Below are 19,292 nucleotides of genomic sequence, written 5' to 3' on the forward strand. Positions count from 1 at the left end.
CGATGAAGCTGAACGAAGCGCGCCCGGTCTATGTCGTCGGCGTCGGCATGCACCCCTACCAGTTCGTGAGCGACACGCTCTACATCCACATGGGGCTGACGGCGGTGCGCGCGGCGCTGGCGGATGCGGGCATCGCGTTTCCCACGGTCGAAAGCGCCTATGTCGGCTGCACCGGCATCGGCATGGCGGCGGGGCGGATCATGTTCAACCACCTCGGATCGACAGGGCTGGCCTGCACGCAGGTGGAAAACGCCTCCGCCTCCGGGTCCTCAGCCTTCCAGATGGCGGTTCACGAGGTGGCGCTTGGCCGGCGCGACGTGGTGCTGGCGGTTGGCGTGGACAAATACGGCGATCAGGTGCGCGCGGTCGGGAAAGAGGCGGTGAACCGGCTGTCGGACACGGCGGCGATTCCGCTGGTGAAATACGCGCTCATGGCGGAATACCTGAGCAAGGAGAAGGGCCTGACGGGGGAGGATCTGGCGCGCGTCGCGTCGAAGAACCACACCAACGCGTCGAAGAACCCTTTTGCGCAGTTCCGCAAGCCCCGCACGGTCGAACAGGTGCTGGCGGCGAACGTGGTGGCGGGCACGACGACATCCCTGATGTGCTGTCCGCGCGGGGAAGGGGCTGCGGCGGCGGTGCTGTGTTCGGAGGACGCGATCAGGCGGCTCGGCATCACCGCAGAACCGATCCGTGTCACAGCCTCTGCGCTTCAGTCCGAGAAGCCGCAGCAAGGGCGGGAAATCCCTTCGGTCACGCTGGCGCAGCGGGTGACGGAGATGGCCTATGCCGAGGCGGGGATCAGCGCGGCGGATCTGGACTGCGTGGAACTGCACGACGCCTTCGCCATAGAGGAGATCCTCTATACCGAAACCTTCGGTCTGGCACCCAAGGGCGAGGGGCAGCATTTCCTGCGCGACGGCGGGTCCTCCATCGGCGGGCAGTGCTGCGTGAACTCCTCGGGCGGGCTGATCGGGCAGGGGCATCCGCTTGGCCCGACCGGGCTGGGGCAGGTGCACGAGATCGTCAACCAGCTGCGCGGGCGCAACGGCGACCGGCAGCAGCCGGACGCGAAGATCGGCATGGCGCACATGATCGGGCTCGGCTCCATCGCGATTGCGCATATCCTTCAGAAAGAGGTCTGAGATGTACGAGTACGAGACGCTTCTGGTCGAGCGGCGCGACAACGGCGTGGCCATCGTCACCCTGAACCGGCCCGACCGGATGAACACGATGAATCTCGCCATGAAGCCCGAACTGGCGGACCTTTTCGGGCAAAAGCTGGTCGAGGACAGGGGGCTGCGCTGCGTGATCCTGACCGGCGCGGGGGACAAGGCCTTCTGTGCCGGTGCGGACATCAAGGAACGGGCGTCACAGAAGCTGCCGCTGGCGGAATACTATGCCAGGCAGAAGGCGACCCATGACATGACGCTGATGATCGAGAATTTCGAACGTCCCGTCATCGGCGCGATCAACGGCTATGCGCTTGGCGGCGGGATGGAACTGGCCCTGTCGACCGACATCCGCATCGCGGCGGATCATGCCAAGATGGGCCTGCCGGAGGTCAACCTGGGCGCCTTTCCGGCGGCGGGGGGGACACAGCGGATGCCGCGGCTGATCGGGGCGCCGCTGGCAAAGGAACTGATGTTCACGGGGCGGCATATCACGGCTGAGGAGGCGCTGGCCTATGGTCTTGTGTCCCGCGTCGTGCCGGGGGTGGAATTGATGAAGAACGCCCTGGAACTGGCTGACACCATTGCGGAAAAGCCGCCACTATCGGTCAGTTTCATCAAGGGCGCGGTCAACACCGGGATGCAGGTCGGGCTGGAGGCCGGGTTGCAGTACGAACGGCTGAACGCCGCCATCGTGCTTCAGTCCGAGGACCGGACGGAAGGCATGACCGCCTTTGTCGAAAAACGCAAACCCGTGTTCCGGGGCGTCTGAGGTGGGCCAGATCCTCCGCACCCGCCTGACCGAGATGTACGGGGTTCCGCATCCGATCGTCGTCGGCGGCATGATGTGGATGTCCCGGGCGGGTTTCGTCGCCGCCTGCGCGCGGGCCGGGGTCATGTCCTTCATGACCGCGAAAAGCTACGCGACGCCGGAGGAGTTCACCGCGGGGCTGGAACGCTGCATCGACCTGGCAGAGGGGCATCCCTTCGGCGTCAACTTCTCCATTTCCCGCTACCGGCCGAACCACATCGTTGCGGCGGGGGTGGATATAGCCCTGGACCGGGGGGTGCGGCACTTCGAAACCGCCGGGTCGCATCCGGGCGAACTGATCGCGAAGATCCACGCGCGGGGCGGCACCGTCATGCACAAGTCGACGCAGGTGCGCCATGCGGTGAAGGCGGCGCGGGACGGTGTGGATGCGCTGGTGTTGGTGGGCATGGAGGCCGGGGGGCATCCTGGGACAAATCCGCATCCTTCGCACATCCTCCTGTCCAACCTGCTGAAAGAGGTGGATATTCCGGTCGCGCTTGGCGGCGGGATCGGCACCGGCCGGCAGATTCTCGGCTGTCTGGCGCAGGGGGCGGATGCGGCGGTTCTGGCGACGCGCTTCCTCACCGCGACGGAGCTGGACCTGCATCCGAACTATGCCGCGCGGATGGCGTCGGCGGGCATGGACGACACGATGGCAGTGCTGCAGTCGCTCAAGGATACGTGGCGCGTGCTTCGGAACGAGACCGCGATGAAGGTGGCGGAGATCGAACTGTCCTTCGCGGGTCGGGAGGTGCGGCATGAGGATTTCGGAGAGCTGGTGAAAGGCGACTACGCCCGCCGCAACGCCTACACGACCGGGGACATGGACGTCGGGCTGATGTCCTGTTCCGCCGCGATTGCCCATGCCGGGGCGGGGCAGAGCGCGGGGGAAATCGTGGCGCAGCTTGTCGCGGAACTTGAGGAGGCGGTTCAGTCGTTGCAAGGGAAAATGCGCTGACCGGCGGTGCAGGGGGTTGCATCTGCTAGCCCGTTTATTGTCTACAGTTTACACTTTGAGCATTTGACGCCCCCGGCGTTTTGGCTAACCATCGGCCCGTTGCGGACTCGGCCCCCGGAACGCGGGGCCGCCGATCGAGGAGATTCCCATGACTGACACCCGCACCCCCCGCAGGGGACGCGTCGAGGATTATCGCCTGACGACCGGACAGGGCCGGTATACCGACGACCTTAAGGCGGAGGGCGCGCTCTGGGCGGTGTTCGTGCGTTCGCCCTACGGTGCGGCGTCGATCGCGGGCATCGACGTGTCGGACGCGGTGGAGATGCCGGGCGTGGTGGCGGTCTTTACCGAGGCTGATCTTGCCGGGGACGGGGTCGGGGCGGTTTCGGCGGCCATGGCGCTTGAAGGGCCGGACGGGCACAAATGGGTGCAGACGGACCGCTACCTTCTGGCGCGGGACGAGGCGCGGTTCATCGGCGAACCGCTGGCCATGGTGGTGGCAGAGACGCGCGAGGCGGCGCTGGACGCGGCAGAGGTCGTGGCCGCGGACCTGTCCGAACACGAAGCGGTCGTCACGATTTCCGACGCCAAGGCCGATGGCGCGCGGCTGGTACATGCGGACCGGCCCGGCAACCTCGGCGCGGACTGGGCGCGGGGGGACTGGGCGGCGGCAGAGGCGGCGCTGGCGGCCTCGGCGCACCGGGTGACGCTGTCCGCCCCGATCTCGCGCGTGACGGCGGTGACGATGGAGCCGCGGACGGCCCTTGCGCGGCCGGAACCGGGCGGACGCTTCGGGCTCTACGCCAGCCACCAGAACCCGCCGGCGATGCGCGGTGCGCTGGCGGCGGCCTTCGGGATGGAGCCTGCGGCGATCCGCGTGGTCGGACCCGATGTGGGCGGGGCCTTCGGCATGAAGTCCGGCCCGGTCCGGGAAGAGATGCTGTGCTTCTGGGCCTGCCGCAAGCTGAACCGCCCCGTACGCTGGCGCGCCGACCGGAGCGAGGCGCTGCTGTCGGACGAGGGCGGGCGCGCGGTGGAGTTCACGGCGGAACTGGGGCTTGATGCGGAGGGGCGGTTCACGGCGCTTACCGTGATGCTGGAGCTGGACATGGGCGCCTATGCCTCGGCCCGATCCCTGCCGCCGGTATTGAATTTCGGTGGTGTGGCGGGCGTTTACCAGACGCCGGTGATCGCCGGAGGGCTGAGGGGCTACCTGACGAACACCGTTCCCGTCGCGCCCTATCGCGGGGCCGGACGGCCGGAGGCGACCTTCATCATCGAAAGCCTGATCGACAAGGCGGCGCGGGAACTTGGCCATGACCGGATCGAATTGCGGCGCAGGAACCTGATCCGCGAAGACCAGATGCCGTGGCCCGCGAACTGGTATTTCGGCTACGACTCCGGGTCGTTCGAAAAGGTGATGGACGCCGGGATCGCGCGCGCCGGGCTGGACGGATACGCCGCGCGGCAGGCGGACTCGCAGGCCAGGGGGCGTGTGCGCGGGTTCGGCCTCGCGCTCTGCATCGAGACGGCGGGCGGCATGTGGGGCCGGCGCGGGGCGGACTGGACCAACGTGGAACTGCATGGCGACGGCACGATCTCGGTCGCCGCGGGCGCGTTTTCCGCCGGACAGGGGGTGGAGACGGCCCTGATCGACCTCGCCGCTGAGGGGTTCGAGGTTTCGGCAGACCGCGTCACCTATGCGCAGGGCGACACCGACGTGATGGCGAAGGGCGGCGGCATGGGCGGTTCCGGCGCGATGATCAAGGGCGGCTCGGCTCTCAAGGGCGCGGTGGAGACGATCCTGGCCGATGCGAAGGCGCTGGCCGGTGAGGAACTGGAGGCCGACGTGGCCGACATCGAATATGCCGAAGGCGTGTTCCGGATCGCGGGGACGGACCGGGAAATCACGCTGGACCAGGTGGCGAAGGTGGCCGGAGAGAAGGGCATCCCCCTGAAGGCAAACGGAGAATTTTCGCCCGAGGCGCCGACCTTCCCGAACGGCTGCCACATCTGCGAGGTGGAGCTGGACCCGGAGACGGGGCGCTTCGACATCGTCGGTTACGCCGCTGTGGAGGACATTGGCCGGGTGCTGCAGCCGCAGATGGCGGAGGGGCAGATCCAGGGCGGGGTGGCCCAGGCCCTGGGGCAGATTTTCCTCGAGGAGATCAAATACGGGGAGGGCGACGGACAGCTACTGACAGGGTCCTTCATGGACTACGCCATGCCCCGCGCCGCGGACCTGCCGATGTACAACTGCGGGTTCTACGAGGTGCCCACGGGCATGAACCCGCTTGGCGTCAAGGGCGTGGGAGAGGCCGGATCGGTCGGCGGGCTCGCGGCAGGGATGAGCGCGGTGATGGACGCGCTCGCCCAGGTCGGGGTGACGGAGTTCGCGATGCCCGCGACCCCGGGCCGGGTCTGGGCGGCGATTGCGTCGGCGAAGGGGTAGGGCGGAGCGGCCCGGCGCGGGGTCTGTCCTGCGGGTTCCGGTCTTTGCGCGGTAGTGGAAAACCCGCCCTACGGACTGACCCGCCGTTTGCGCAGGGTGGGTTTCCAACCCACCAGTTAGTCACGTCGCCGGATCACGCCGCCGCAAGGTTGCCGAGCGTCGCGACCTTGTCCGCGAACCTCAGCGGCGCGCCGGTCCGGGCCTGAAGCTCATCCCGCGACAGGCCGGCGATCATGTCGGTCACGGTGAACTGCCCGTCCGCCACGTCGATCACGCAGAGGTCGGTGAAAAGCCGCCGCACCACGCCTGCGCCGGTCAGCGGATAGGAGCATTTGTCCACCACCTTCAGCCCGCCGTTCTTGTCGGTGTGGGTCATCATCACGTAGATGCGCTGCGCCCCGGCGGCGAGGTCCATCGCGCCGCCGATCGAGGGCAGCGGGTCATCCGCCCGGCGTGCCCAGTTGGCGAGGTCGCCGTTCGGCGCGACCTGATAGCCCCCCAGAACGCACAGCTCCAGGTGCCCGCCGCGCACGATGCCAAAGCTCCAGGCATGGTCGAAGAACGATGCCCCCCTGACCGTCGTGATCGGCTTCTTGCCGGCGTTGATCAGGGTCCAGTCGATGTCTTTCTCCTCGGGGTACGGACCCATGCCGAGGATGCCGTTTTCCGAATGCAGCAGGATCTCGCGCCCCTCGGGCAGATAATTGGCCACCAGTTCCGGCATGCCGATGCCGAGGTTCACGTGCCAGCCGTCCTCGATATCCTGGGCAAGGCGGGCTGCGATGCCGTCGCGGGTCAGCGGGGTCATGCGGATTTCCTCCAGTCCTGCCAGCTTTCTTCCGAAACCGGCTGCGTCGTGAAGACATAGTTGGTGAAGACCCCCGGCGAATGCACGTTGTGCGGGTCGATGTCGCCCAGTTCCACGATCTCGTCCGCCTCGACGATGGTGCGGGTGGCGGCGGCGGCAATCAGCGGGTTGAAGTTGCGGGCGAGGTTTTCGAAGGTCAGGTTGCCGAACCGGTCTGCCTTGTGCGCCTTTACCAGACCGATTTCGGCCTTGAGCGCGGTTTCCAGCACATGGCCGCGCCCGTCGAATTCGCGGGTCTCCTTGCCCTCCGCGACAAGCGTTCCGAAAGAGGTCGGCGTGTAGAAGGCGGGAATGCCGCAGCCACCGGCGCGAATCCGCTCGGCCAGGGTGCCCTGCGGCATGACCTCGAGCTCCATCTCGCCGCGGGTCACGAGGTCCAGCATCACGTCCTGCATCGCGCCGCGCGGGAAGGAACAGGTCAGCTTGCGCACCCGGCCCGCGCGGAACAGCGCGGCGAGCCCGGTTTCGCCGTCGCCGGCATTGTTCGAGATCAGGTCCAGGTCCTTGATCCCGCTGTCCAGAAGCGCCTTGATAAGCATGTTCGGCCGACCTGCCTCACCAAAGCCCGCGACCATCACGCGGGCCCCGTCACCGATGCCGGCAAAGGCTTCGGCCAGGTCGTTGCATCGTCTGTCCAGCACCTCTGGTCCTCCGTCTTGCGGGTATGGTTCAGCTTTTCTACCGGTCGGTCAATAGCCATTGACGCGTGCCGACAGCATGTTTTAGCGTGACCGTAGAGTGCAAAAGGGAATTCTGCAATGCGGAAACCCTGGCGCGGGGAGGACTGATTTGAGCGAACAGAAAGTCACCGTCCGGCGGGACGGCGAGGTCGGAGTCATCGAGATCGACAACCCTCCGGTGAACGCGCTTGGCGGCGCGGTCCGGAAGGGCATCTGGGACGGGTTGCATGACTTGCAGGGGGCGGGCGTCAGCGCCATCGTGCTGGCCTGCAAGGGGCGGACCTTTTCCGGGGGCGCGGACATCACCGAATTCGGCAAGCCGCCGGTGGAACCGGGCCTGTCGGTGCTGATCGACGAGATAGAGGCCTCCGACGTGCCGGTTGTGGCTGCGGTCTTCGGCACGGCCCTTGGCGGCGGGTTCGAAATCGCGCTCGGCTGTCACTACCGGGTCGGGCCGTCCTCGGTGAAGCTGGGCCTGCCCGAGGTCAAGCTGGGTCTTCTGCCCGGCGCCGGGGGCACGCAACGCCTGCCGCGCGCCATCGGGATGGAGGCCGCGCTGCCGCCGATCGTGACCGGTGATCCGATCCCCGGGGATGAGGCAGCGAAGCTTGGCCTGCTGGACCGGGTGATCGAGGGCGATCTGACCGAGGGCGCCATCGCCTTTGCGCGCGAGGTTGCGGGCAAACCGGTGCGGCGGCTGTCGCGGGATGACACGGCGCTGGCGTCGACCAAGGCGGACCCGATCGCGTTCGAGGAGGCGGCGACACGCCTGCTGTCCCGGTCGCGCGGGCTGAAGGCGCCGGCTGCCTGCGTTCAGGCGGTGCGCAACTGCCTGACGATGGATTTCGCCGATGGATCGAAGTGGGAGCGTGAGACCTTCCACGACCTGCGCAGCGGCGAGGAGAGCGCGGCACAGCGGCACCACTTCTTTGCCGAACGCGCGGCGCTCAAGCTGCCGGGCGTGGGCAAGGAGGTGCAGCCGCGCCCGGTGAAGAAGATCGCTGTGATCGGTGCGGGGACCATGGGCGGTGGCATCACCATGTCGATGGCCACCGGCGGCTATGACGTCGTCATGATCGACAAGAGCCAGGAGGCGCTGGACCGCGGCTTCGGCATTATCGAGAAGAATTACCGCAAGACCCAGGCCCGCGGCGGCTTCACGGAGGCGGAGGTCGACGGCGCATTGTCCCGCATCTCTCTGGCGACAGAGCTGTCGGCGGCGGCGGATGCGGACATGGTGATCGAGGCGGTTTACGAAAACCTCGACCTGAAAAAGTCGATCTTTGCGGAGCTCGACAAGGTGGCCAAGCCGGGTGCGGTGCTGGCGTCGAATACCTCCACGCTGGATGTGGATGAGATCGCGGCGGCGACGTCGCGACCTGCGGACGTCATGGGGATGCACTTCTTTTCCCCGGCCAACGTCATGAAGCTGCTTGAGAACATCCGGGGGGAAAAGTCGTCTCCGGACATTCTGGTGACCGCGAATACGGTCGGGAAGCAGGCGGGCAAGATTCCCGTGACCGTCGGCGTCTGCAACGGGTTCGCCGGTAACCGCATGGGCGGGGCACGGGCGCGGCAGGTGCAGCGGATGCTGCTGGAAGGCGCGATGCCGCAGGATGTGGACCGGGTGGCGAAGGCCTTCGGGTTCGCCATGGGGCCGCTGGCGGTGAACGACCTTGCCGGGCTCGACATCGGCTATGCGGTGCGGAAGGAGCGGGGAGAGAAGAGCCCGATCGCGGACAAGCTGGCAGAGATGGGACGTTATGGCCAGAAGACCGGGGCGGGGTTCTACCTTTACGAAGGCGGATCACGCACGCCGATCCCTGACCCTTTCGTCGAGAACCTGATCCGCGAAACAAGCGCCGAACACGGCTTCACCCCGCGCGAGATTCCGGAGCAGGAGATCCTCGACCGGCTTCTGTTCCCGCTCATCAACGAGGGGGCGCAGATCCTCGACGAAGGCATCGCGATCCGGTCCTCGGACCTCGACCTGATCTGGGTTAACGGGTTCGGCTTTCCGCTGGCGAAGGGCGGGCCGATGTTCTGGGCCGACCGGGAAGGCGTCGGCAATGTCTACGAACGGCTGAAGGGGTATTACGAGGTTTCGGGCGATCCGAACCTGGAGCCCAAGCCGCTGCTGCAGCACCTGGCCAAGACCGGGTCCAGCTTTGCCGACTGGTCGAAGGGGAGAGGATGATGAGCGCAACCGCAAGGGCCACCGCGCCCGCAGACCGTCCGTGGTATCGCTGGTACGCCGAGGGGGTGGACCCGCATTTCACGCCGAAACCCCAGACAGTGAACGACCGCATCGCGCATAGTTTCGCCACCTGGCCGGACATCGCGATGATCGAATACTACGGCCGCGAATTCACCTATGCCCAGATGCACGGTCTCGTCAGCCAGGCGGCGCGGGCGCTGAAGGCGGCGGGCATTGGCAAGGGCGACCGGGTCGCGCTTCACCTGCCGAACTGTCCCTGGCATCCGATCTTCTTCTTCGGCACGCTCTGGGCCGGCGGGGTGGTGACGCATCTGTCGCCGCTGGATGCGACGCAGGAGATCGCGCACAAGCTCGAGGACTCCGGTGCGAAGCTGGTGATCTCCCTCACCACGCCGGAATTCGCGGGCCGCTTCCCGTCGCTGATCGAGGCGGGGACCTGCCCTCCGCTCTACCTCTGCCCCGATCCGGTGTCGGCACAGGGGCGCGACTGCCCGGTTCTGCCCGGGGCGCATGCGGTGGAGGACCTGCTGTCCGGGCAGAGCACGGACCCCATGGATGCGGCTCCGGTCAGCCCGGAAGACCTTGCACTTTTGCAATATACCGGCGGTACGACCGGCATTCCCAAGGCCGCGATGTTGACACATTCGAACCTTGCGACCACTTCGCAGATGTATTCGGAGATGGGCAAGAACGAAGCGGCTTCCGCCCCAGGCAAGCCCGCGCTCGGCTACTCTCCGCTGTTCCACATCATGGGGCTAAGCTCCGGCATGATCAAACGGGTGAGCGAGGGCGGCACGCTCTGCCTGCGGCTTCGCTTCGACGCGGCTTCCGCCATCGACGAGATCGAGAAGAAGGGGATCGTATCGCTTGGCGGCGTGCCGACGACCTGGATCGCGATCCTTGCCCTGCCGGATATCGACAAGCGGAACCTGTCCTCGCTCGAATACGTCGGGTCGGGCGGCGCGCCGCTTCCGGTCGAGGTTTACAACCGGGTCAAGCAGCTTACGGGTCTGAAGATCCGCGGGGGCTGGGGGATGACCGAGACCTCTCCGGCCGGGACGACGGTGCCGAAAGGCATGCCGGACGAAAAGCTGGGCACCATCGGGGTGCCGGTGCCGGGCGTGGATATCTTGATCGTGGACGTGGACGACTGCGAGAAGGTGCTGCCGCCGGGCCAGTCGGGCGAGATGGTCATCAAGGGGCCGAACGTCACCGCCGGCTACTGGGGCCGGACGGCGGAAGAGAATGCCGCCTGCTATACCAGGGACGGTTACTTCCTGACCGGCGACATCGGCTACATGGACGAAGACGGCTGGTTCTACATCGTCGACCGCAAGAAGGACCTGATCCTGTCGGGCGGCTTCAACGTCTACCCCCTGACGATCGAGAACGCGATCCACCAGCATCCCGACGTGCTGGAGGCGATGGTGATCGGCGTGCCGGATGCCTACCGGGGCGAAAGCGCCAAGGCCTTTGTGGTGCTGAACCCCGGCGCGTCGGAATTCACCCTGTCGGCGCTGCAGGAGTTCCTGGCGGACAAGCTGGGGCGGCACGAGATCCCGCGTCACCTGGAATTCCGCGCGGATCTGCCGCGCACGGCGGTCGGGAAGGCGTCCCGCAAGATGCTCAAGGAACAGGAACTGGCCCGTGCGGCCGAGGATACGGCGTGAGGAGAGAGAGATGGAGCTGACATTCACCCCCGAGGAGGAGGCCTTCCGGCAGGAGGTGCGCGACTTCATCGCCGCCAACCTCCCGGCCGAGACGCGGGATCACATCAAGAAGGGCAATCCGCCGACCAAGGAGATGACGGTCAGCTGGCAGAAGACGCTGCACAAGAAGGGCTGGGCGACGCCGCGCTGGCCCGCGGAATGGGGCGGGCCGGGCTGGTCGGTCACGCAGATGTACATCTTCCAGCAGGAAAACCAGATCGCCGGCGCGCCGGATCCGCAGGGTTTCAACGTCGGCATGATCGGGCCGGTGCTGATCCGCTTTGCGTCGGACGAGATGAAGAAGGAATTCCTGCCCAAGATCGCGTCGCTCGACTACTGGTTCTGCCAGGGCTTTTCCGAACCCGGCGCGGGGTCCGACCTCGCTTCGCTCAAGACAAGCGCGAAGTGGGACGAGGACGGCCAGCAGTGGATCGTCAACGGGCAAAAGACCTGGACCACCTATGCGCAGTATGCCGACTGGATCTTCCTGCTCGTGCGGACCAGCAACGAAGGCAAGAAGCAGGAGGGGATTTCCTTCCTGCTCGTCGACATGAAATCGCCGGGGGTCGAGGTGCATCCGATCCAGACGATGGACGGCGGGCACGAGATCAACTCCGTCTTCTTCACCGACGTGAAGGTACCGGCGAAGAACCTGATCGGTGAGGTCAACAAGGGCTGGACCTATGCCAAGTTCCTTCTTGGCAACGAACGGCTCGGCGCGCCGCGCGTCGGCGCCTCCCAGGCCAAGCTGGAGCATCTGAAGGAGATCGCCAAGACCCGCATCGTGCGCGGCAAGCCGCTCTGGGATCATCCCCGGTTCCGCGACAAGTTCGTTGAGGCGCAGATCGAGCTGAAGGCGCTCGAGATGACGGTGATGCGCGTGCTGTCCTCGATGCAGGCGGGGGCGGATACGGGCAAGCCCGATCCGGCGACCTCGGTCATCAAGATCAAGGGCGCGCAGATGATCCAGCATTTGACAGAACTGTTCGTGGAGATGGCCGGAGAACAGGCCGCGCCCTGGACGGACGGCGAACTAGGCGACAATGCCCGCATCGGCGACGACTGGGTCGAACGGGCGGCACCGAACTATTTCAACTATCGCAAGTCCTCGATCTACGGCGGGTCCGATCAGGTCCAGAAGGGCATCATCTCGAAGGCAATCCTGGGGCTCTGACATGAATTTCGAACTGAATGACGAACAGCGGATGCTTTCTGACTCCGTCTCGCGCTTCCTCTCGGATCGCTACGATTTCGAGAAGCGCAGGAAGTACATGGAGATGGAGGGCGGGTTCGATCCGAAGATCTGGCAGGGCTATGCCGATCTCGGGATCTTCGCGCTGCCCTTTTCCGAGGATGAGGGCGGGATCGGCGGCACCTCGGTCGAGACGATGATCGTGGGGGAGGCCATGGGCTTTGCGCTGGCCAACGAACCCTGGGCCGAGGCGATGGCGATTGCCCCGTCGCTGCTGACCGCCGGATCGGCAGAGCAGCGGGCGGCGGTGGCCGAGGGCATCATCTCGGGCGAGACAGTGCCGACCTGGGCGCATCTGGAGCCGGGCATGATCGACCGGGGCGAAGGTGTGCAGTGCTCTGCCTCCGCCGAGGGTGTCCTGAACGGGACCAAGACGGTTGTCGCCTTCGGCGCGGAAGCCACGCTGATCTTCGTCACGGCCATGGGTCCGGAGGGGCTTGGTCTCTATATGGTCAAGGCGGGGGCGAAGGGGATGGAGGCGCGGGCCTACAAGACCCAGGACGGCAAACGCGCGGCGGAGCTGAGCTTTGACGGCACCCCGTCGGAGAAGCTGTCGGGCGGTGTTCCGGCAGAGGACGCGATTGCCCTGGCCGAGGCGCGCGGCGTCGCGGCGGTGCTGGCCGAAAGCGTCGGGCTGATGGAGAAGTCCATCGATCTTACGGTGGAATACATCAAGGGCCGCGAACAGTTCGGCCGCCCGATCGGGTCCTTCCAGGCGCTGCAGCATATCGCGGCGGGCGCGGTGGTGGAGAAGGAGCAGGTGCGGTCCATGGCGATGTATGCGTCCGTCATGTGCGACGATGCGGATGCGCAGGCGCGGGACCTTGCGATGTCTGCGGCCAAGGTGAAGATGGTCGACGCCTCGCGCATCGTCGGGCAGATGTCGATCCAGTTGCATGGCGGTGTGGGGATGACGATGGAATATGCCATCGGGCACTACTTCAAGCGGCTGACACTGCTGGAGATCGCCTACGGGGACCGGGATTTCCACATGGACCGGCTGTGCGAGGCCGGGGGGCTGGCGGCCTAGTCTTCCCTGCGGGAAGATGCCTCCGGCGGGAGTATTTGGAGCAAGGTGAAGCGGGGGCGCGGCGCGGGCTGCGCCCTTCGGGTTCGGGAAGGAGAGCTTGATGGAACTGGAACAGGCAATGCGGGACCGGCGGTCGATCCGGGGATTCACGGATCGTCCGGTGAGCCGGGAGATGATGGAGGAGATCCTGGCGGTGGCCAATCTCGCGCCGTCGTCGATGAACACGCAGCCCTGGCATTTCCACGTGCTGACCGGCGCTGTGCTGGAGGCCGTTCGGCGCGGGAACACGGAGCGGATGCTGGCAGGCGTGCCGCCGAGCCGGGAGATTCCGGCGCATGGCAAATACGAAGGCGTGCATCGGGACCGGCAGGTGGAGATCGCCAAGCAGCTGTTCGCCGCCATGGGCATCGCGCGCGAGGATGCGGAGCGGCGGCAGGACTGGGTGATGCGCGGCTTCCGTCAGTTCGATGCGCCGGTGTCGGTCGTGGTGACCTATGACAAGGCGCTGGACGATCACGGGCCGGTGGCGATTTTCGACGCTGGCGCGGCGGTCTACGGGCTGGTGCTGGCGGCGTGGGAGCGGGGGCTTGGTGCCGTCATCAACGGGCAGGGGATCATGCAGTCGCCCGTCGTGCGGGAATCCGCGCGCATCCCCGAGGATCAGGTGATCCTGACCTGCGTGGCGCTTGGCTGGCCGGACGAGGGGTTTGCCGCGAACGGGGTGAAGTCCCTGCGGCGGGAGCTGTCGGAAAACACCTCCTTCCAGGGGTTTGACGAGGACGGCATGGGCTGGCGGCTGTCAGAGGCCGCGGAGTAGCTCCACCGAGGGCTGGCCGGTGACCGGCAGCCCGTTTGCCTGCTGGTAGGCGGTGATGGCGGCGCGGCTTTTCGGGCCGATCACGCCGGAAGTGCCGCCGGTGTCAAAGCCTTTCGCAGTCAGCTTCTGTTGCAGCGTGATGCGGTCCTGCTTTGTCAGGCCGAAGCGGTCGGGCGGGAAGGAGGCGCGGATCGGTCCCGCACCGCCGATCCGGTCGGCGAGATGGCCGATGCCGATCGCGTAGAGGTCGGAGTTGTTGTAGCGCTTGATGGCGGCGAAGTTGCCGGTGACGGTGAAGCTGGGGCCGCCGGGCTGGGGCGTGATGGTGCGGCCCGCGGGGGTGCCCGGCGCGCCGGTCTCGCCGCCCCATTTCAGCCCGCGCGTCCAGCCGGACTTCGCAAGGTAGGCGGCGGTAGAGGCAAGTGCGTCGGTCGGGTCGTCGGACCAGATGTCGCGCCGCCCGTCGCCGGTGAAATCGACAGCGAAAGCGAGGTAGGAGGTCGGGATGAACTGGGTGTGCCCCATGGCCCCGGCCCAGCTTCCGACCATGCGGTCGGGCGTGGTGTCGCCGGACTGGAGAATCTTCAGCGCGGCGATGAGCTGTTTCTCGAAGAACGCGCCGCGGCGTCCGTCAAAGGCCAGCGTAGCGCAGGCAGAGATCACGGGGACGGTGCCGCGCCGTTCGCCATACTGGCTTTCAAGGCCCCAGATCGCGCAGATGATTTCCGCGTCGACGCCATAGCGGCTTTCCAGCGCGTTCAGCGTACTGCGTTCGCGGGCGAAGGCGGCGCGGCCCTTGGCGAGCCGTTCCTCGGAGGCGGCGATGGCGAGGTAATCCTCGAGCGAATAGGAGGTTTCCGGCTGATCGCGGTCGCGGGTCACGACGCCGGGGATGAAGCCCGCACCGCGGAAGGCGGCGTTCAGGGTCGTATCGGAGATCCCGGCTGCAGAGGCGCGGGGGCGGAAGGCGGCGACCCAGGCATCGAAGCCGCTGTTGGCGACGGGGCGCAGGTCGTCGGGGATCGCGGCCGCCGGGCTGCGGGTGGACGGCATTGGCACGCCGCCGCAGGCCGCCAGAGCGGTGAGCGAGGTGATGCCGGTCAGGAAAATACGTCTGCTGCTCATGTCCATGGTCTCCGCCGTGTTTCGGGGAGATTAGAGCACAGGCGGCGGAGGAGTCATAGGGCCGGATGCATGTCGGCGGGTCTCGGCGCGCGGGCAGGTCTGCGCCATGCCGCGCCTTGGGATCAGCCGGTCCGCACCGTGATCGCCGCAGCCGACCGCGTGGTGACGCGTTCGTCCACCTTGGCCTCGATGTTGTTGCCGTCCGGGTCGAGGAGGAACGCGGCATAGTAGCCGGGGTGATAGTCGCGCAGGCCCGGCGCGCCGTTGTCGCGGCCGCCCGCGTCGAGGCCGGCGGCGTGGAAGGCGTCAACCTCGGCGCGGCTGCCGGCCTGAAAACACAGGTGCAGGCCGCGGGTGACGGTGCCCGCGGTGCTGGCAGCGACGTAAAGTTCGTCCGAATTCAGGGTGTCCCCGTCGTCCTCCACCTCCCGCCCGAGGGCAGCGAGGATCGCGCCGTAGAAACGACGGGAGGCGGCGGCGTCACTGGCCCAGAGGCCGAGGTGATCGACCAGCCGCCCGAGGGTGTAGCTCACTCTGCCGCCTTGGCCTGGGCGGTCCAGCCGAGCGTTCCGGCCAGCCGCTGCTGCGCCTCGGCATATTCGCGGGCGAAACGGTCGACCAGCTGCGCCGCCGGAACGACCTCCCGGATGGCACCGATGCCCTGGCCCGATCCCCAGATGTCCTTCCATTTCTTCGCCTTGGACCCTTCGCCCGAGCCGAAGTTCATCGCCGAGGGGTCGGACCGTTCCAGCGCCTCGGGGTCCATGCCCGCATTGGCGATGGAGGGCTTGAGGTAGTTGCCCCAGACCCCGGTGAAGAGGTTGGAATAGACGATGTCCGACGCGCCGTGCTGCGTGATCATGTCCTTGTAGCCCTGCACGGCGTTGGCTTCCTCCGTCGCGATGAACGCGGACCCGGCATAGGCGCCGTCCGCCCCCATGGCCTGCGCGGCGAGGATGGAGGAACCGGAGGCGATGGCGCCGGAGAGGAACACCGGGCCGTCGAACCATTCGCGGATTTCCTGGATCAGGGCGAGCGGGGAGAGCGCACCGGCATGGCCACCGGCCCCGGCGGCGACGGCGATCAGCCCGTCCGCGCCCTTTTCGATGGCCTTGTGGGCGAAGACGTCGTTGATGATGTCATGCAGGACAATGGCGCCGACGGAATGCGCGGCCTCGTAGACCCAGGGCTGCGCGCCGAGCGAGGTGATCCAGACCGGCACCTTGTGCTTGACGCAGATCTCCACGTCGCGCTCCAGCCGGGCGTTGGACTTGTGGACGATCTGGTTGACCGCATAGGGCGCGGCGGGGAAGTCGGGGTTGGACTGGTTGTGGGCGTCCAGTTCTTCCGCGATGCGGGTCAGCCACTTGTCCAGCTCGATCTCCTCGCCGGGCTGTTCACGGGCGTTCAGCGCGGGAAAGGAGCCGACGATCCCCGCCTTGCACTGGGCCAGCACCAGGTCAGGGTTGGAGATGATGAACAGCGGGCTGCCGATAAGCGGGATCCGCAGGTTCTGGAGTTGGGCGGGCAGCGTCATGTCTCGGTTTCCTCCCTCGGGAATGCGCGTGTTGGCGACATTGTGGGGCGGGGGCGGACGGAATGCAATTGGGTGCATGTGCATGGAACAGGCTGTCGCGGCGGAAGCGGGCTTGCACGGCGCGGGGACGCAGCGCAGGATCCGCGCCATGCGCGATGCCGTCCATACCGTAGACACCCCGTTCGGTCCTTTCCGCCTGCGTGACGGCGGCGGGGCCATCACCGAGGCCGGTTGGCGGCGGATGGAGGGGGCGGGGCCGTCCAGACTCCTTTTAGAGGCGGAGGAGCAGCTGCGGGCCTATTTTGCAGGGGAACTGACGATGTTCAACCTGCCCGTGAGGGTGGAAGCATCGGAGATCGTACGGCAGGTCTGTGGCTGCCTGATGCGGATACCTCTTGGCGAGACGCGGACCTATGGCGACCTCGCCAGGGAACTCGGCCGTCCGGCGCAGGCGATCGGTCAGGCCTGCGGGCTCAATCCCGTGCCGGTGATCGTGCCGTGTCACCGGGTGCTTGGCGCGACGGGGCTTGGCGGGTTCTCGGCGCCGGGCGGGGTGGAGACGAAGGTGGCGCTGCTGCGGCTGGAGGGAGCGGCGGGGCTTCTGATCTGACGGACAAAAATGACCAGATTGACGATTTGGGTCATTTGGTCAGAAACGGGTAGACGGTTGAAGAGGGGCCTCAGGGTTTGATCGGGGATGGCTGAGCGGGGAGATCCTCGGGGCGAGCCCGAGGATGACGGTTCGCGGGGAGGTCGGGTCGTCGGGGAGACCGGGGTATTGGGAGGTCTGTGCCGGGGAGGTCGGTGCCGGGGACGCGATGCCAGCGGAGGTCGAGTCGCGGGGATGGTTATGCGCCGCGGCAGGGTGGCGCCTTGGTGGGCTGGAAGCCCACCCTACGCCGGGATGTTCCGGGGCGTTGCTGCGGATGACTTGAACGGCTGGCGCTGGCGGCCCGTCCGATGCGGATGCGTCGGCGGACCGGGTGCCATCTGATCGTCCCTGCGGCAGCTGCTTCGTTAGCAGTTGAGCGATGATTTGTCCGGGGGCGGTCACGGTTGGAGGAAGGGGGGACCGTGAGGGTGGCGGTACACCTGTCATCGGACAGGTGCTGCCTTGGGGAGGTGCAGAGCGTGTCGACGGCTGCCGGTGGCGATGTCTGTCGGGAAAAGGCCGGGGGTGAGGTGCGGGATCACCGGCCTGTCCCGGTGGCGGGAGAACCGCGGGTCGGGCCCGAGGGTGACGGGGAGCCGGAGGTGGGGCGTGACGGACGGACGCTGAGCGCGGCCACTCCCTCTCCCGCGGAGGAGAGGGCCGGATTAAGGTGGGGGGGGGAGAGCCTACTTCGCCACCGACAGCTTGGAGGCCCTGGTCCGCGTCGCGGCGGCCTTCTTCGGGGTGGCGGGGGTCGCGTTGGCGTCGATGAAGTCGAGCACCAGCGGGCGGATGTTGTTGCGCCAGGACGATCCGGCGAAGATGCCGTAGTGGCCCGCGCCCGGTTCGAGATGGCTCGCCTTCTTGCTGTCGGGCAGGCCGGTGCAGAGTGCGAGCGCGGCGACGCACTGGCCGGGGGCGGAGATGTCGTCCTTCTCCCCTTCGACCGTCTTCACCGCGACATCGGTAATCTTGCCGATGTCGACCATGTGGCCGTCGACCATGAAGCGGTTCTCGGCGATCTCATGCTCCTTGAAGATGCGGTGCACGGTGGAGAGGTAGAATTCCGCCGTCATGTCCATCACCGCCAGGTATTCGTCGTAGAAGCGGTTGTGGTGGTCGTGGTCCGACGCCTCTCCGCGCATCACGCGGAAGATCTGTTCCTGGAACGCCGTGGCGTGGCGGTCGAGGTTCATGGAGATGAAGGAGGTCAGCTGCAGCAGGCCGGGATAGACCCGCCGCCCGATGCCGGCGTAGTTCGCGCCGACCCGCTGGATCATCGTCTCCTCGAGCTGGCCCATGGTGACGGAATGGCCGAAGTCGGTCACCTCTGTCGGGGTGGCACCGGGGTCGATCGGACCGCCGATCAGGGTGAGGGTCGCGGGCTGTGCGTCCGGGTCCATTTCGGCCAGGTAGGCGGTGGCGGCCAGCACCAGCGGCGCGGGCTGGCAGACGGCGATCACGTTCACGTCCTTGCCGAGGTGCTTCATGAAATCGACGACGTAGAGCGTGTAGTCCTCGATATCGAACTTGCCTTCAGAGACGGGAATGTCGCGGGCATTGTGCCAGTCGGTGATGTAGACCTCGGCGTCCGGCAGCAGGGAGATGACGGTGGAGCGCAGCAGCGTCGCGTAGTGGCCGGACATCGGCGCGACCAGCAGGATCTTGCGCGGCAGCGTCTCACGGCCCTGAACGTGGAAGTGGATGAGGTCGCCGAAGGGGCGTTCGATCACCTTCTCGATCTGCACCAGATGGTCGCGGCCGTCGTTGCAGGTGACGGAGTGGATGCCCCAGTCGGGCTTGGCCACCATGCGGCGGAAGGAGCGTTCGGCGACCTCGCCCCAGGCGGCCATCCAGCCGATGGCGGGATTGGGGATCAATTGGAAGGCAGGGTAGGAGGCCATGGAGAGCGCGGTCGAGCCAAGCCATTGCTGGGTGTTGCGGAACGACTCCATAAGATCGTAAGTTGCCATATAGCGCATGTGCGTCTCCCGGCGGGTCCGAATGGGCA

General features: G+C 66.8%; 16 protein-coding genes. 10 read left to right on the plus strand and 6 right to left on the minus strand.

What is annotated here, in order from left to right; translation table 11 throughout:
- Positions 1-2: 2 nt before the first annotated feature.
- From IEV87_RS03355 to IEV87_RS03370, 4 genes are all read left to right on the plus strand, one after another.
- The gene (locus IEV87_RS03355) at positions 3-1,145 is read left to right on the plus strand and encodes a thiolase family protein (RefSeq protein ID WP_188476256.1); all 1,143 of its coding nucleotides are present in this window, start codon (positions 3-5) and stop codon (positions 1,143-1,145) included.
- 1 nt (position 1,146) lies between these two features.
- Positions 1,147-1,944: an enoyl-CoA hydratase/isomerase family protein gene (locus tag IEV87_RS03360; protein ID WP_188476258.1), complete on the plus strand. Its 798-nt coding sequence runs from the start codon at positions 1,147-1,149 to the stop codon at positions 1,942-1,944.
- 1 nt (position 1,945) lies between these two features.
- Positions 1,946-2,941, plus strand: coding sequence for an NAD(P)H-dependent flavin oxidoreductase (locus IEV87_RS03365; RefSeq protein ID WP_188476259.1), 996 nt, complete (start codon positions 1,946-1,948; stop codon positions 2,939-2,941).
- 148 nt (positions 2,942-3,089) lie between these two features.
- Positions 3,090-5,393: a xanthine dehydrogenase family protein molybdopterin-binding subunit gene (locus tag IEV87_RS03370; protein WP_188476260.1), complete on the plus strand. Its 2,304-nt coding sequence runs from the start codon at positions 3,090-3,092 to the stop codon at positions 5,391-5,393.
- A gap of 133 nt (positions 5,394-5,526) precedes the next feature.
- Here the strand turns inward: IEV87_RS03370 and IEV87_RS03375 are convergent, their stop codons facing one another.
- Both IEV87_RS03375 and IEV87_RS03380 read right to left on the minus strand, forming a co-directional pair.
- Entirely contained in the window at positions 5,527-6,201 is a 675-nt protein-coding gene (locus IEV87_RS03375; RefSeq protein WP_188476261.1) for a 3-oxoacid CoA-transferase subunit B, read from the minus strand.
- The gene (locus IEV87_RS03380) at positions 6,198-6,902 is read right to left on the minus strand and encodes a 3-oxoacid CoA-transferase subunit A (RefSeq protein WP_188476262.1); all 705 of its coding nucleotides are present in this window, start codon (positions 6,900-6,902) and stop codon (positions 6,198-6,200) included. The genes IEV87_RS03375 and IEV87_RS03380 overlap by 4 nt, the downstream gene beginning before the upstream one ends.
- 148 nt (positions 6,903-7,050) lie before the next feature.
- Here IEV87_RS03380 and IEV87_RS03385 point away from each other — a divergent pair, with 148 nt between their 5' ends.
- From IEV87_RS03385 to IEV87_RS03405, 5 genes are all read left to right on the plus strand, one after another.
- On the plus strand, positions 7,051-9,138 hold the full coding sequence (locus IEV87_RS03385; RefSeq protein WP_188476263.1) for a 3-hydroxyacyl-CoA dehydrogenase NAD-binding domain-containing protein: 2,088 nt from the start codon (positions 7,051-7,053) through the stop codon (positions 9,136-9,138).
- Positions 9,138-10,829 (plus strand): AMP-binding protein, encoded by a 1,692-nt coding sequence (locus IEV87_RS03390; protein ID WP_188476264.1) that lies wholly within the window; start codon positions 9,138-9,140, stop codon positions 10,827-10,829. Before IEV87_RS03385 ends, IEV87_RS03390 begins: the two co-directional genes overlap by 1 nt.
- A gap of 10 nt (positions 10,830-10,839) precedes the next feature.
- On the plus strand, positions 10,840-12,042 hold the full coding sequence (locus tag IEV87_RS03395; RefSeq protein WP_188476265.1) for an acyl-CoA dehydrogenase family protein: 1,203 nt from the start codon (positions 10,840-10,842) through the stop codon (positions 12,040-12,042).
- Position 12,043: 1 nt separating this feature from the next.
- Positions 12,044-13,150: an acyl-CoA dehydrogenase family protein gene (locus tag IEV87_RS03400; protein WP_188476266.1), complete on the plus strand. Its 1,107-nt coding sequence runs from the start codon at positions 12,044-12,046 to the stop codon at positions 13,148-13,150.
- Positions 13,151-13,250: 100 nt separating this feature from the next.
- The gene (locus tag IEV87_RS03405; protein ID WP_188476267.1) at positions 13,251-13,967 is read left to right on the plus strand and encodes a nitroreductase; all 717 of its coding nucleotides are present in this window, start codon (positions 13,251-13,253) and stop codon (positions 13,965-13,967) included.
- On the opposite strand, the gene IEV87_RS03410 is transcribed toward IEV87_RS03405, so the two are convergent.
- The 3 genes from IEV87_RS03410 to IEV87_RS03420 form a co-directional block, all read right to left on the minus strand.
- Positions 13,950-15,092 carry a lytic murein transglycosylase gene (locus IEV87_RS03410; protein ID WP_188476268.1) on the minus strand — a complete coding sequence of 381 codons (1,143 nt, stop codon included), beginning with the start codon at positions 15,090-15,092 and terminating at the stop codon, positions 13,950-13,952. The genes IEV87_RS03405 and IEV87_RS03410 overlap by 18 nt on opposite strands.
- Positions 15,093-15,214: 122 nt before the next feature.
- Complete coding sequence (locus IEV87_RS03415) at positions 15,215-15,625, minus strand: VOC family protein (protein ID WP_188476269.1); 411 nt, start codon at positions 15,623-15,625, stop codon at positions 15,215-15,217.
- Positions 15,622-16,629, minus strand: a complete 1,008-nt coding sequence (locus IEV87_RS03420; RefSeq protein ID WP_188476270.1) for an NAD(P)H-dependent flavin oxidoreductase — start codon at positions 16,627-16,629, stop codon at positions 15,622-15,624. The genes IEV87_RS03415 and IEV87_RS03420 overlap by 4 nt, the downstream gene beginning before the upstream one ends.
- Before the next feature lie 148 nt (positions 16,630-16,777).
- Between IEV87_RS03420 and IEV87_RS03425 the strand changes: the two genes are divergently transcribed.
- Positions 16,778-17,239 (plus strand): methylated-DNA--[protein]-cysteine S-methyltransferase, encoded by a 462-nt coding sequence (locus IEV87_RS03425; RefSeq protein ID WP_188478331.1) that lies wholly within the window; start codon positions 16,778-16,780, stop codon positions 17,237-17,239.
- Positions 17,240-17,967: 728 nt separating this feature from the next.
- On the opposite strand, the gene phaZ is transcribed toward IEV87_RS03425, so the two are convergent.
- A complete protein-coding gene (phaZ, locus tag IEV87_RS03430) occupies positions 17,968-19,263 on the minus strand; it encodes a polyhydroxyalkanoate depolymerase (protein WP_188476271.1) in 1,296 nt (431 codons plus the stop codon).
- Positions 19,264-19,292: the final 29 nt, after the last annotated feature.

Source organism: Primorskyibacter flagellatus, assembly GCF_014638275.1.
Classification (GTDB): Bacteria; Pseudomonadota; Alphaproteobacteria; order Rhodobacterales; family Rhodobacteraceae; genus Pseudooceanicola; species Pseudooceanicola flagellatus_A.

Coding starts and splice junctions, on each gene's coding strand:
- IEV87_RS03355 (WP_188476256.1), top strand. CDS start 3: ATGAAGCTGAACGAAGCGCGCCCGGTCTATGTCGTCGGCGTCGGCATG.
- IEV87_RS03360 (WP_188476258.1), top strand. CDS start 1,147: ATGTACGAGTACGAGACGCTTCTGGTCGAGCGGCGCGACAACGGCGTG.
- IEV87_RS03370 (WP_188476260.1), top strand. CDS start 3,090: ATGACTGACACCCGCACCCCCCGCAGGGGACGCGTCGAGGATTATCGC.
- IEV87_RS03375 (WP_188476261.1), bottom strand. CDS start 6,201: ATGACCCCGCTGACCCGCGACGGCATCGCAGCCCGCCTTGCCCAGGAT.
- IEV87_RS03390 (WP_188476264.1), top strand. CDS start 9,138: ATGAGCGCAACCGCAAGGGCCACCGCGCCCGCAGACCGTCCGTGGTAT.
- IEV87_RS03395 (WP_188476265.1), top strand. CDS start 10,840: ATGGAGCTGACATTCACCCCCGAGGAGGAGGCCTTCCGGCAGGAGGTG.
- IEV87_RS03400 (WP_188476266.1), top strand. CDS start 12,044: ATGAATTTCGAACTGAATGACGAACAGCGGATGCTTTCTGACTCCGTC.
- IEV87_RS03405 (WP_188476267.1), top strand. CDS start 13,251: ATGGAACTGGAACAGGCAATGCGGGACCGGCGGTCGATCCGGGGATTC.
- IEV87_RS03410 (WP_188476268.1), bottom strand. CDS start 15,092: ATGAGCAGCAGACGTATTTTCCTGACCGGCATCACCTCGCTCACCGCT.
- IEV87_RS03420 (WP_188476270.1), bottom strand. CDS start 16,629: ATGACGCTGCCCGCCCAACTCCAGAACCTGCGGATCCCGCTTATCGGC.
- IEV87_RS03425 (WP_188478331.1), top strand. CDS start 16,778: ATGCGCGATGCCGTCCATACCGTAGACACCCCGTTCGGTCCTTTCCGC.
- phaZ (WP_188476271.1), bottom strand. CDS start 19,263: ATGCGCTATATGGCAACTTACGATCTTATGGAGTCGTTCCGCAACACC.